We start from the raw sequence: 11561 nt of genomic DNA, 5'->3' as shown, positions 1-11561 counted from the left end.
ATTTCGGGCATTTCTCCCTTTTATTTCACCCTCTCTCAACCTTTTTTCACTGATGCCCGGTGTGAAACAGCTTGAACTGTGACAATCAATTGATTTTTTGAAACCGGGAAGTTTTTCACTGATGATAATGTGAATAGAATGTTAAGATAAGACCTATTGACAAAAATCATATAATGAACATTCCATTTTTATAGAAAGGAGAACTGATGAAAAGAATTTTACTTAATGTCATCATAATTGTAGCAATGGTCTTACTAATCAGATGTGTTCATTATGCGTCAGAACCTGAGCCCTCTGCTTCTGATACATATTTAGATTTTAAAAGTCTCGCGGAGCATGAAGATCCCGATGATTATCATATATCATACAACAGGCAAGAGGGGAGCCAGGTATTAATTATGTCGCCGCACGGAGGCAGAATTGAGGGCGGGGTAAGCGAGATCGTCCGTTCTTTCAGTGATGATTTTTCAACCTATTTGTTTGAAGGATTAAAAGCGCATGATAATCAGACTCTCCACATTACGAGCACCAATTTTGACGAGCCGGTCGCACTCAAAAGCATTAAGCAGCATCGCTATGTCATAGCTGTCCACGGTTATAAAGGGGACGGGAAGAACACCCTTGTAGGGGGAAGCGACCGAAAACGGGCGGCAAAACTGGTAAAAGCTCTCGAAAGAAGCGGTTTTTCTGCTGAACTGGCATCCTCTAAAAGCGGGCTGGCCGGAGTTCATGCCGAAAATATTAACAATCAGGGGAAAACAGGCCTGAGCATACAGCTTGAAATCAGCAGAGAGCAGAGAGAAGCATTTTTTGATAATTTTGATTACCGTGAAAGAGAATACACAAAAACAGATGAATTTTACCGCTTCGTCCGTACGATAAAAAGAGTGATCAATCAAGGGTATTCCTGAGCGAAAAACAAGGCAAACGAGTGAAGGATCAGCAGACTGAAAAAAGATGAAAAAAAGGAGGATGGCACCATGGCAAAACATCATTTTTATTTAAAAGCAAACTGGCCCGGAAAACGCAATGATGTCGGCGATATCAAAAGCGGCCATTTACAAACCGCTGTTTCAATTCCTAAGGAAATGGAGGGGCCGGGAGAAGGGACAAATCCCGATGAAATGCTGCTTGGAGCGGCCGCGACTTGTTATATCATTACGCTTGCGGCAATGATGGAAAGAAGCGGATTGGAAAAAGCGGATTTACATATGGAGTCTGAAGGAATTGTAGATGTGACAAACGGGGTGTTTACGTATCAGAAAATCATTCACCGTCCGTTTATTTTATTAAAGCCTGATGCGAAAGAAGCGGATTTTGCTTTGGCGAGGAAATTAGCGGAGAAAGCGGAGTCGTCTTGTATGATTTCACGCGCTATTCAAGGAAATGTGGAAATGGAGCTGGAGGCTGAGGTAAAAGCAGCCCGGGCATAATAAGTTCAAACGGTCAGCTGCGGGCCGTTTGATCTTTTTTTGCTTTTTGTGATTTTGAGTGATTTAACAATACCACCCCGGCAATGACCAAAATGAGCCCGATAATCATCTTGATTGTCATGGCTTCCTTGAAAACAAAAAAGCCGACGACTGCCGTTAAAGCCGTCCCGACACCTGACCATGTCGCATATGCGCTTGATAAATCGATGGTTTTTAATGAAAAGCTTAAAAACATAAAGGAAGCGCCGATTCCGGCGATGACCCCGAGAGCGGGCAGCAGGTGCGTAAAACCGTCTGACAGCTTCAGCATCGTGCTTCCGAACACCTCTGACACAATGGCGGCTGCCAAATATAAAATCCCTTTCATCTTTCTGCCTCCTTTCTACCAATTCATCAGGATGACACCGGCCAGCAATAAGATCAGCCCAATCACAGCCTGCTTGTCCAGTTTTTCATGAAACCACTTTGCGCCGATAATGGCTGCGAGCACCGTTCCGACTCCGCTCCATGTCGCATAGGATAAGCTGAGCGGAATGAGGTTCAGGGTAAGTGAGAGCATATAAAATGCCAATGAATAGCCTGCCACTACCATTACGCTTGGCAAAAAGCGCGTAAAACCGCGGGAGATTTTCAGCATGACGGCACCCATTGACTCAGATAAAATAGCAATTGTGAGGAAGATATAACCTGCAATCATATCAAATCCCCCTCTCTTTATAATCAGCTGCCTGTCTATGGGGCAGTAAAATAATATCTGAACTGCGCCAGTCAAGTCAAGACATTTGGCCTATATAAAAAGGCCCCATCCAAAGGGAGCCTTTTCTGCTTAATAGAAATACGGATACGGGTAATAAGGATAACCGTAGCCATAACCGCCGTACAGGTACGGATTGAATAAAGCGCTTCCTACAAGTCCGCCGACAAGCCCGCCAAAGAACGGCCCCCCGTAAAAACCAAACGGACGGCCAAACCCCCAGCCAAATCCCGGACGGCCAAATCCCCACCCAAATCCCGGGCGGCCGAACCCAAATCCCGGACGCCCGAATCCAAATCCTGGACGGCCAAACCCAAATCCCGGTCTCCCGAACGGTCTCATATCACTTTCTTCTGCATAAGTGTGTTCTTCATTCATAATTAAGGTACCTCCATGAATAAATTTTAGATAATAACAGAGTATTCAGCCCATCAATTTTTGATTGGGCGTTTGTAAAAAAATAAAGGAGTGAGCCGCGTGGGCCTGTATCAGTCTGACTGGTCAAAAAAACCTCCGCACACACATGCTTACCAGGCGAAAACGGACGTTCAGCAAGGGCATTATCATTGGATTGAAGGTTTTTCACAGCCCGAGAACGGAAGCAACACAGATCAGCATACACATTACTATACGGGAATCACCTCTTTTGATAACGGCCATTTTCACAGATACTACGGCATTTCCGGGCCGGCGATTCCAAGGCTCGACGGAACCCATTACCACGAGCTCGAGGAAACCACATTTTCCGCTTACAACGAGCCGATTGAAATCCGATACGGAGGCGTCGTTTACGATCCGCGAAACGAAGAAAGAAAAACGCACCGCCACAAGCTGAAGGGGAAAACAAGGGAGGTTGTCGGGAATGAGCCGCTCGGATGGTAATCGACGTTTAGCGCTTCGGAAAAAGGGCAAAATGGATAGGTGGATAGAGAAATGAGTGCTATAATTGGAGGGAGATTGTTAAAAGAGAGTGATACATAGTGAATAATTCAAAACAGTCTGTCGTCATTCTGGTCGGACCGACGGCAGTTGGAAAAACAAATGTAAGCATCCGGCTTGCAAAAATGCTGAATGCTGAAATCATCAGCGGGGACTCCATGCAGGTGTATAAAGGGATGGATATTGGAACCGCCAAAATCACCGAAGAGGAAATGGAGGGCGTCCCCCATCACCTGATTGATATTTTGGAACCGTCTGACTCATTTTCAACAGCGGATTATCAAACGATGGTGAGAGCGAAAATCAGTGAGATCGCAAACAGAGGAAAGCTGCCGATGATTGTCGGGGGAACGGGATTATACATTCAGTCTGTGCTGTATGACTATACATTTACAGAAAACTCCGGTGATTCGGTCTTCCGCGAGAACATGGAGCAATTGGCGGCCGAAGAGGGAGCAGGTGCTCTCCATGCCAAGCTTGCGGCGGCCGATCCGGAAGCTGCAGCCGCCATTCATGAAAATAACACGAGAAGAGTCATTCGCGCGCTGGAAATTTTACATACGTCAGGAAAAACGATGTCTGAGCATCTTAAAGACCAAAAACGGGAAATGCTGTACAATGCCGTTCTCATCGGGCTTACGATGGACAGACAGGCATTGTACGACCGAATTAACGAGCGGGTCGACATGATGATGGAAGCGGGACTTCTTGACGAGGTGGAGCGGCTGTATGACCGGGGTTTGCGAGACAGCCAATCCATTCAGGCAATCGGCTATAAGGAGCTTTATGAATATCTTGACGGAAGGGTGACGCTGTCTGAAGCCGTCGGGCAATTAAAACAAAATTCAAGACGCTACGCGAAACGCCAGCTGACCTGGTTTCGCAATAAAATGCCCGTCATATGGACAGATATGACACCGCCTGTGGATATTGAACTGAAAAAAAAGGAAATTTTCGAGTATATAGCAGGAAAACTGGAAGTTTAATCGAAACTGTATGGTATTGAGAACCAAGGAGGACGAAACATGAAACCGATTAATATTCAAGATCAGTTTTTGAATCAAATCCGAAAAGACAATACGTTCGTCACAGTTTTTTTACTCAACGGCTTTCAGCTTCGCGGCCAGGTAAAAGGCTTTGATAACTTTACGGTATTGCTTGAAACGGAAGGAAAGCAGCAGCTCATTTATAAGCATGCCATCTCCACCTTCGCTCCGCAAAAAAACGTGCAGCTTGAGCTTGAATAGACTTTCAATAAAGACCATGAGAAATGGTCTTTTTTTATGCTGATATGTATATTGATGATCATATATCCGAAAGACTAAAGGAGCTGGGAGAATATTGTTTGAAAGTGAGTCTGAGCTCAGACGTATCAGAATTACGCTTGTTTGGATTGCGGTATTTTTGCTGTTTGGGGCATGCGGCAATCACGAGACCGTTGTGACGACCGATGACAGCGATTCATCAGATGCCCAGCCGCAGACAGAAGGCACGGTGCCGCTTGAAAATAATCATTTCGGTGTTGTTCAGGACGGCTATTTAAAAATCTACCGGTACGAGGAAAAAACCAATAAAATCGAGCTGAAAAAAGAATCGTCACTGGATGAGTTTGAATAAATTTCACAAGCATTCGAATTTACAAAGCGGGCAGCACCAGCTAAACTAGGTACTGACATTGATCATGCAGAGGGTGAGAATATTGAAACACAAGGTGATAATCAACCACTGGGAAGAAACCTGTGAAGATGATTCCTGCTATGAATATGGAACCAGCATCATCGTAGACGGCAAAGAGTTAATCAGAGAAGCATCGATTACGAGCGCTCTTAAAGCCGTGCTGAAAGAAATCGGTGCTGACGTGGAGATAGAAGAAACCGTTGAAAGCGAAAAATGCGATTCTTACAAAAAATAAGAAAAAAAGTCTAGACTACTAAGCAGTTTTTTTTCATGTTATGATAGACATCGGCTTAAAAAATGACACCCCGAGTAGGATGAGAGATGATTCTCGTTCTGCTCTCTTTTTTGGGCGCTAAACGAGCCAGAGCCGCAGTCCGCTCTTTCAAAAATATGAACTTTTTATAAATGTATCTCAATATGTTGTGTTTTTCTGATAGGTTAGTATACTATATATAGTGTTAAGAGATTCATTATTTTTGATAGGTCGTGATAAGGATGGTTCAAATCATATTCGATTCGAAGACAGGGAATGTTCAGCGTTTTGTGAATAAAACAGACTTCCAGCTGATCCGCAAGGTGGACGAGATTGAAGATCTGGACACTCCGTTTGTATTGGTGACCTACACGACAAACTTCGGACAGGTGCCGGCATCAACACAGGCATTTCTCGAAAAAAACGCCCATCTGCTGATAGGAGTCGCAGCGAGCGGCAACAAGGTTTGGGGCGAGTACTTTGCCAAAAGCGCCGACACGATTTCAAAGCAGTATCAGGTGCCGGTCTTGCATAAATTTGAACTCAGCGGCACAGCGAAAGACGTTGAATTGTTTACTCAGGAGGTAGAAAAAGTTGTCACAAAACCAAGTGCCAAAATGGATTCAGTTAAATAACGAAATTATGATCCAAAAAGATGGAAAATTCCAGTTTGATAAAGATAAAGAGGCTGTACATAGCTATTTTGTTGACTATATCAATCAAAACACAGTATTCTTTCACGATCTGAAAGAGAAGCTGGATTATCTGATTGAAAATCAATACTACGAAGAAGAGTTTCTGAGCCTCTATTCATTAGAAGAGATAAAAGAAGTGTTTAAGACAGCTTACGCGAAGAAATTTCGTTTTCCATCCTTCATGAGTGCATTTAAATTTTATAACGATTATGCGTTGAAAACGAATGACAAGAAAAAAATCCTTGAGCGTTATGAGGACAGAATTTCAATTGTGGCGCTGTTTTTTGCAAACGGCGACGCAGAAAAAGCGAAAGATTATGTGCGTTTAATGATTAATCAGGAATATCAGCCGAGCACGCCGACATTTTTAAATGCCGGACGCAAACGCCGCGGAGAGCTTGTAAGCTGCTTCCTTCTCGAAGTCAATGACTCGCTGAACGATATATCAAGAGCGATTGACATCTCCATGCAGCTTTCTAAGCTCGGCGGAGGCGTGTCCCTTAACCTGTCGAAGCTCCGCGCGAAAGGTGAAGCGATTAAAGACGTAGAAAACGCCACAAAAGGTGTCGTCGGCGTCATGAAGCTTCTCGATAACGCGTTCCGCTATGCTGACCAAATGGGACAAAGACAAGGTTCAGGAGCAGCATATCTGAACATCTTCCACCGTGATATTAATGATTTTCTCGATACGAAAAAGATCTCGGCCGATGAGGACGTCCGCGTTAAAACCCTTTCCATCGGCGTCGTGATTCCGGACAAGTTCATTGAGCTTGCGAGAGAAGACAAAGCGGCTTATGTATTTTATCCGCACACCATTTACAAAGAATACGGCCAGCATATGGACGAAATGGACATGACGGCGATGTATGAGGAGCTTGTGGACAATCCGCGCGTGAAAAAAGAAAAAGTCAATGCGCGCAAATTGCTTGAAAAGCTGGCGGTCCTGCGCTCTGAATCAGGTTATCCGTATATTATGTTCCAAGACAATGTAAACAAAGAGCACGCGAACAACCACGTTTCAAAAGTGAAATTTTCGAACTTGTGTTCAGAAGTCCTTCAGGCATCCCAAGTTTCCTCATATACCGACTATGATGAGGAAGATGAAATCGGCTTGGATATTTCCTGCAACCTCGGCTCTTTAAACATTCTGAATGTGATGAAGCATAAATCGATTGAGCGTACGGTGAAACTTGCGACGGATTCCTTGACGCATGTATCCGAGACGACGGATATCCGCAACGCGCCTGCAGTACGACGCGCGAACAAAGCGATGAAGTCGATCGGCTTAGGCGCCATGAACCTTCACGGCTACCTTGCGCAAAACAGTATCGCCTACGAAAGCCCGGAAGCGAGAGACTTTGCGAACACATTCTTTATGATGGTGAACTTTTATTCCATCAAGCGTTCGGCCGAGCTTGCGAAAGAAAAAGGAGAGACGTTTGAGCATTATGAAGGCTCTTCTTATGCAACGGGAGAATACTTCAATAAATACGTAGAAAATGATTTCTCGCCGAAATACGACAAAATCGCCGCGCTGTTTGAAGGCATGCACGTTCCGACCATTGAAGACTGGAAAGAGCTGAGAGCGTTCGTGGCCGAAAACGGCATGTACCACAGCTACAGACTGTGCATTGCGCCGACCGGCTCCATTTCATACGTTCAATCCAGCACGGCATCCGTTATGCCGATTATGGAACGGATCGAAGAAAGAACATACGGAAACTCAAAAACGTATTACCCAATGCCGGGATTAGCGTCAAATAACTGGTTCTTCTACAAAGAGGCCTATGACATGGATATGTTCAAAGTGGTGGATATGATCGCGACAATCCAGCAGCATATCGATCAGGGAATCAGCTTTACCCTGTTCTTAAAAGATACGATGACCACTCGTGATCTGAACCGTATTGATCTGTATGCCCACCATAGAGGCATTAAAACCATTTACTATGCAAGAACGAAAGATACCGGGCAGGACAGCTGTCTTTCTTGTGTTGTTTGATTAAAGGAGAGTTTACAGTGACAAAAATTTATGACGCAGCAAACTGGTCAAAGCATGAAGATGATTTCACCCAGATGTTTTACAACCAAAATGTGAAGCAGTTCTGGCTTCCGGAAGAGATCGCATTAAACGGCGATCTCCTCACTTGGAAATACTTAGGTAAAAATGAGCAGGACACGTACATGAAGGTGCTTGCCGGACTGACGCTGCTTGATACAGAGCAGGGAAACACGGGCATGCCGATTGTGGCTGAACATGTAGAAGGCCACCAGCGCAAAGCCGTGCTCAATTTTATGGCGATGATGGAAAACGCGGTGCATGCGAAGTCATATTCGAATATTTTTATGACGCTGGCGCCGACTGAAACGATAAACGAAGTATTCGAATGGGTAAAACAAAACAAATTTTTGCAGAAAAAAGCCCAAACCGTTGTCGGCCTTTACCGCGCCATTAAAAAAGATGACGAGATTTCTCTATTTAAAGCCATGGTTGCTTCTGTTTATTTGGAAAGTTTCCTTTTCTACAGCGGTTTTTATTATCCGTTATATTTCTACGGCCAGGGAAAACTGATGCAAAGCGGTGAAATTATCAACCTTATTTTGCGTGATGAAGCGATTCACGGCGTATACGTCGGACTGCTTGCCCAAGAAATATACAACAAACAAACAGAAGCGAAAAAAGCGGAGCTTCGCGAATTTTCGATTGCGCTTTTAGAGGAGCTTTACCATAATGAGCTTGAGTATACCGAGGATCTGTACGACCAAGTCGGGCTGTCTCATGACGTAAAGAAATTTATCCGCTATAACGCCAATAAAGCGCTGATGAACTTAGGGTTCGAACCTCACTTTGAAGAAGAAGACATTAATCCGATCGTCTTAAACGGTTTAAATACAAAAACGAAATCGCACGACTTCTTCTCCATGAAGGGGAACGGCTATAAAAAAGCTACGGTAGAACCGATTAAAGACGACGATTTTTATTTTGATCAAGACGAAGAGCAGATATAATATCTGCTCTTTTCGGCTTGACGGAGACTTAAAAAGGAGGAACAGACATGGGGAAAATGGATGAAATCATCTTGGTTGCCCCGAGGGAAGATGTGTTTCAAAAAGAAACGTTAACTTTCCAGGGAGTCAACAGTGAAGATGAACGTATTGTAAACATCATGTCTCACATGGAGGCGCATTATCATGAAATGAGAAGAGGCGACGCGGAAGAGGACGCGCGTTTTAAGCAGCCGATCCCATATGTCGTCATCCGCCGCGATGATGAGGTATTTGTGTATGAACGGCTGGCAGGAGGAGGGGAAGCGCGCCTCCACAATAAATTATCACTCGGCTTCGGCGGCCACATGAATCAGATTGAAGGCGCCGCTTCATTTTCTGAAGTGCTGAAACTGAACACAGACCGCGAGCTTTCCGAAGAGCTGCACATCAATGAGGACGATAAACAAAACATAGTCACACTCGGTTTAATCAATGATGACGAAAACAGTGTGGGAAAGGTGCATATCGGTATTCTTTCGGCGCTTCAATTAGCACCGGGAGCGCACGTAGAAGTGAAAGAAAAAGACCAAATTGCAGGCCGCTGGATGAACATTTCTGACTTACAACAGGAAGATGTGTATCAGCGTCTTGAAACATGGTCCCAGTTTGTCGCCGATATCCTGAAATAGCTGAAAAACCCTGTTCGCCCAAGCGGGAGAACAGGGTTTTTTGTTCAGTCTTGAATGAGAACCGCGTCAAACCCAGCTTTTTTTGCTCTTGCCAGAAGCGCGTCTGCATTGCCTTTAGAAGAAAATGCGCCAATTTGAACTTTAAATAGGCCGTCTTTTGCCAGCACAATCGCATCAAATCCCTTTGACCTGGCATTGGCAGCAAGCGCATCAGCATTCGCCTTTACTTTGAAAGCGCCGATTTGGACTTTATATAAGATTTTTTTTTAGATTAAAAGCCTGCTCCAAGCCATTAGCATGTCCTCTCGCCAAGCTTTCAATAAAGCTGGATGTCTTCAGCTTATTCGCGTCTGCCGCCGTGTCAACAAAACCATTTTCCGTAAGCAAGGCCGGCATTTTTGTTTCTCTTAACACATGAAAGTTGGCTGACTTTTTACCGCGATCCGCAAAGCCGGACGCTTTTATTATTTGTGAATGAAGAGCTGACTGGTAAGTGGAGGTAGGTGCTCCGACATCCGGGTAAATATAGCTCTCAAACCCGGTGCCTCCCCCTGAATTAACATGAATGGATAAAAAGTAATCTGCGCCCCAGCTATTGGCGGCATCAGTTCTTTCAGTTAAACTGACCGTCTTATCGCTTGTCCTGCTCATCGAGACAGAAACCCCTTCATACTCATTTGTCAAAATCGTGCGTAATGCCAGCGCGATCTCCAAAGTGATTGCTTTTTCCTGAAGGCCATTCCCGGCTGCACCTGGATCAGTGCCGCCATGTCCGGGATCTATAAAGATTTTAACCATTCTCCATCACCTCATTACAGCATATGATGGAATATAAAAGGTGCTTGTACGACTGTCATTGCTGAAAAAAATAAGAAAAACGCCCGCCATTTCCCGGAAAATAAAATTAAATGGTTTGTCCTTCCGTTTATGCTGAATACAATAGGGAATGAAAAATATTTCTCGGGAAAGCGCAGAATTCAACACCATTCCCGAAGAGAGCGGAAAATATGACAGAGGCAAATGAAAAAATGGCCCTCATGATAGGCGGATGTCACAAACGCCTTTTTCATGAATAAGATAAAGAGAGAACAGAGAGGTGAGCATGTTGGAGCGCGCTGTAACCTATAAAAATAACGGACAAATTAACATTATTCTAAACGGTCAAAAGCAAGTGCTGACAAATGCTGAAGCGGAGGCGGAATATCAGGCTGCTCTGCAAAAAAACGAAGCCAAACACAGCATTCTGAAAGAAATTGAAAAGGAAATGAACACGTTAGTCGGTATGGAAGAAATGAAACGTAACATTAAAGAAATCTACGCGTGGATTTTCGTCAATCAAAAACGGGCCGAACAAGGTTTGAAAGTCGGAAAACAAGCCCTTCATATGATGTTCAAAGGAAACCCGGGAACCGGCAAAACAACCGTCGCGAGACTGATCGGCAAGCTGTTTTTTGAAATGAACGTTCTCTCCAAAGGCCATTTGATTGAAGCCGAACGAGCCGATCTTGTTGGAGAATACATCGGGCACACGGCTCAAAAAACGAGAGATTTAATTAAAAAGTCGCTCGGAGGCATCTTATTTATTGACGAAGCCTACTCGCTTGCAAGAGGCGGGGAAAAGGATTTCGGAAAAGAAGCGATTGACACCCTTGTCAAGCATATGGAAGATAAGCAGCATGAGTTTATTCTCATTCTTGCGGGATATTCGAGAGAAATGACACATTTTCTCTCATTAAACCCGGGTCTGCAATCGCGTTTTCCCATCAGTATCGACTTTCCGGATTACACGGTAACCCAGCTGATGGATATTGCAAAGCGTATGATTTTGGAACGGGAATACCAATTAAGCCAGGAAGCTGAACGGAAGTTGAAAGATTACTTAATGACAGTGAAAAGCACAACCAGTCCCATTAAATTCAGCAACGGCCGTTTTGTCAGAAATGTGATTGAAAAATCAATCCGCGCTCAGGCGATGAGACTTTTAATGGGAGACCAGTACTTAAAGAGCGATCTGATGACGATTAAAAGCCAGGATTTATTCATAAAAGACGAAACGGCGGGCCCCGAATAACCTCTCAACCTGCTTGAGAGGTCTTTTTTTCATATCTCTCTTTAAAACCCGCCGGATGTGTG

15 protein-coding genes and 1 pseudogene are annotated in these 11561 nt (G+C 44.3%); 12 read left to right on the top strand and 4 right to left on the bottom strand.

What is annotated here, in order from left to right:
* The first annotated feature begins 206 nt into the window (after positions 1-206).
* Together KY305_RS17155 and KY305_RS17150 are read left to right on the top strand one after the other, a co-directional pair.
* The gene (locus KY305_RS17155) at positions 207-911 is read left to right on the top strand and encodes a poly-gamma-glutamate hydrolase family protein (protein WP_223063569.1); all 705 of its coding nucleotides are present in this window, start codon (positions 207-209) and stop codon (positions 909-911) included.
* A 69-nt stretch (positions 912-980) separates the two neighbouring features.
* Positions 981-1433, top strand: coding sequence for an OsmC family protein (locus KY305_RS17150; protein ID WP_214799131.1), 453 nt, complete (start codon positions 981-983; stop codon positions 1431-1433).
* A 13-nt stretch (positions 1434-1446) separates the two neighbouring features.
* Here KY305_RS17150 and erbB read toward each other — a convergent pair whose 3' ends face one another.
* From erbB to KY305_RS17135, 3 genes are all read right to left on the bottom strand, one after another.
* Positions 1447-1800, bottom strand: coding sequence for an SMR family multidrug efflux transporter EbrB (gene erbB, locus KY305_RS17145; RefSeq protein WP_214799129.1), 354 nt, complete (start codon positions 1798-1800; stop codon positions 1447-1449).
* A gap of 15 nt (positions 1801-1815) precedes the next feature.
* The gene (gene erbA, locus KY305_RS17140; RefSeq protein ID WP_223063568.1) at positions 1816-2130 is read right to left on the bottom strand and encodes an SMR family multidrug efflux transporter EbrA; all 315 of its coding nucleotides are present in this window, start codon (positions 2128-2130) and stop codon (positions 1816-1818) included.
* Between the two features lie 129 nt (positions 2131-2259).
* Positions 2260-2565: a hypothetical protein gene (locus KY305_RS17135; RefSeq protein WP_223063567.1), complete on the bottom strand. Its 306-nt coding sequence runs from the start codon at positions 2563-2565 to the stop codon at positions 2260-2262.
* A gap of 90 nt (positions 2566-2655) precedes the next feature.
* Between KY305_RS17135 and KY305_RS17130 the strand changes: the two genes are divergently transcribed.
* From KY305_RS17130 to KY305_RS17090, 9 genes are all read left to right on the top strand, one after another.
* On the top strand, positions 2656-3069 hold the full coding sequence (locus tag KY305_RS17130; RefSeq protein ID WP_223063566.1) for a YmaF family protein: 414 nt from the start codon (positions 2656-2658) through the stop codon (positions 3067-3069).
* 98 nt (positions 3070-3167) lie between these two features.
* On the top strand, positions 3168-4112 hold the full coding sequence (gene miaA, locus KY305_RS17125) for a tRNA (adenosine(37)-N6)-dimethylallyltransferase MiaA (RefSeq protein ID WP_223063565.1): 945 nt from the start codon (positions 3168-3170) through the stop codon (positions 4110-4112).
* Positions 4113-4151: 39 nt separating this feature from the next.
* On the top strand, positions 4152-4373 hold the full coding sequence (gene hfq, locus KY305_RS17120) for an RNA chaperone Hfq (RefSeq protein ID WP_003154064.1): 222 nt from the start codon (positions 4152-4154) through the stop codon (positions 4371-4373).
* A 94-nt stretch (positions 4374-4467) separates the two neighbouring features.
* Positions 4468-4743, top strand: a complete 276-nt coding sequence (locus KY305_RS17115; protein ID WP_223063564.1) for a YmzC family protein — start codon at positions 4468-4470, stop codon at positions 4741-4743.
* 82 nt (positions 4744-4825) lie between these two features.
* Positions 4826-5038, top strand: a complete 213-nt coding sequence (locus KY305_RS17110; RefSeq protein WP_061520624.1) for a hypothetical protein — start codon at positions 4826-4828, stop codon at positions 5036-5038.
* 260 nt (positions 5039-5298) lie between these two features.
* Positions 5299-5691, top strand: a complete 393-nt coding sequence (gene nrdI / locus KY305_RS17105) for a class Ib ribonucleoside-diphosphate reductase assembly flavoprotein NrdI (RefSeq protein WP_223063563.1) — start codon at positions 5299-5301, stop codon at positions 5689-5691.
* Positions 5651-7753, top strand: a complete 2103-nt coding sequence (gene nrdE / locus KY305_RS17100) for a class 1b ribonucleoside-diphosphate reductase subunit alpha (RefSeq protein ID WP_223063562.1) — start codon at positions 5651-5653, stop codon at positions 7751-7753. The genes nrdI and nrdE overlap by 41 nt, the downstream gene beginning before the upstream one ends.
* A gap of 17 nt (positions 7754-7770) precedes the next feature.
* Positions 7771-8760, top strand: coding sequence for a class 1b ribonucleoside-diphosphate reductase subunit beta (nrdF, locus tag KY305_RS17095; RefSeq protein ID WP_223063561.1), 990 nt, complete (start codon positions 7771-7773; stop codon positions 8758-8760).
* 47 nt (positions 8761-8807) lie between these two features.
* Positions 8808-9428: a hypothetical protein gene (locus tag KY305_RS17090; protein WP_223063560.1), complete on the top strand. Its 621-nt coding sequence runs from the start codon at positions 8808-8810 to the stop codon at positions 9426-9428.
* A 44-nt stretch (positions 9429-9472) separates the two neighbouring features.
* Here the strand turns inward: KY305_RS17090 and KY305_RS17080 are convergent.
* A pseudogene (locus KY305_RS17080) lies at positions 9473-10226 on the bottom strand (N-acetylmuramoyl-L-alanine amidase).
* A 304-nt stretch (positions 10227-10530) separates the two neighbouring features.
* Between KY305_RS17080 and spoVK the strand changes: the two are divergent.
* Complete coding sequence (gene spoVK / locus KY305_RS17075) at positions 10531-11499, top strand: stage V sporulation protein K (protein WP_223063558.1); 969 nt, start codon at positions 10531-10533, stop codon at positions 11497-11499.
* The last annotated feature ends 62 nt before the right edge of the window (positions 11500-11561 follow it).

This window comes from Bacillus sp. YC2, from assembly GCF_019891195.1.
Taxonomy (GTDB): Bacteria; Bacillota; Bacilli; order Bacillales; family Bacillaceae; genus Bacillus.
The sequence above is the reverse complement of the archived record's forward strand: the minus strand, read 5'-3'. Positions and strand labels throughout refer to the sequence as shown.